The following is a 1,241-nucleotide window of genomic DNA, read 5'->3' as shown; positions in this document are numbered from 1 at the left end:
AAACCGAACAGCTCGAAGTGGTTGATCAGGCAGGTGCTGATCAGCAGCATCGCCCAGCCGAGCCAGAACACCGCCTGCAGCGCGAAGCGCCCGGCAGGGTCGGCGACCGACCACACCACCGGCTGCGCGATCGGCCGCCACTGCCACAGCAGCAGCGCCAGCACCACCGTCGCCGCGAGCACGAAGCTGCTGCGCTCGACCGGCTCCGGCACGATGCGCGTCCACCAGCGCTTGAAGCCGCGGCGCGCCATCACGCTGTGCTGCACCGCGAACAGGCCGAGCAGCAGCAGGTTGACGACCAAGGCCTCGGCCAGCGGCACCGCGCTGCCGCTGTCGATGTCCTTCGGCACGGCCACGCCGCCGACGAAGCCGATCGCATAGGTGAAGGTCGCCAGAAAGAACACGTAGACGGCAACGCCGTAGAGAACCCCGAACATGGTTGAACCCCCCATGAAGTGCCGGCAGACGCGCTCAGCGCGCCCACCAGCGGTTGTCGAGCACCTGCGCAATGCGCAGCGCCGCACGCGCTGCGCCATCCATCTCCACCGGCCGGTAGCGCACCGGCTCGTGCATCGCGGCCAACGCCCGCTCGGCCAGCGTGTCGGGGTCGAGCGTCGCGTAGTCGAGCGATCGATCGGCCCCGTAGTTGGCGAGCCGGCAGCGCACATGCACGCACTGCTCGAAGTGGCGCTGCAGCGGAAAGCTCAGGAACGGTCGGCGCGTCGCCACCAGTTCCATGCACGTCGACAGCCCACCCTGCACCAGCGCCAGGTCGCAGCACGCGAGGTGCTCGTACAGCTTGTGCACGTAAGGCCGGATCTCCAGCCCGTCGAGCTGCGGGAAATCGTCGGTGGGCAGGCGGGGGCCGGCCACGACGATCAGCCTCAGCTCCGGCAGCTCGCGCTTCATGCGGGGGAACGCCTGCACGATGCGCCGCAGCAGCGGCCGGCCGACGGCGGTGCCGCCGACGGTGGCGATCGCGATCTTCTCGCCGCGGCGATAGCCGTGCCGGGCCCGCAACTGCTCGGTGTCGGMCAGCRCCGCCGGATCGAAGGGCAGCGCATAGCCGCAGTAGCTGAAGTTGCGGTCGGTCCAGTCGCGGATGCCGGGCAGGCCCGGGCCGAAGGAGGCCTCGGTGACGTCGTCGCGGTTGCCGACGAACAGCGCCGCATCGCGGATGCCGGGGTAGCGTGCGACATGCTCCAGGTCGTCGGCATTGCGGTCGGCGCACAGCAGGGCCT

General features: G+C 70.1%; 2 protein-coding genes. Both read right to left on the bottom strand.

Annotation, left to right across the window (positions count from 1 at the left end; genetic code table 11):
* Positions 1-437: hypothetical protein (locus tag AC1D15_RS33035; protein ID WP_477829393.1), on the bottom strand; the 437-nt coding region annotated here is incomplete at its 3' end.
* Positions 438-471: 34 nt separating this feature from the next.
* A partial coding sequence (locus AC1D15_RS33030) for a glycosyltransferase (RefSeq protein WP_477829392.1) occupies positions 472-1,241 on the bottom strand: 770 nt, incomplete at its 5' end.

Source organism: Rhizobacter sp. P2_H2, from assembly GCF_056403375.1.
The sequence above is the reverse complement of the archived record's forward strand: the minus strand, read 5'-3'. Positions and strand labels throughout refer to the sequence as shown.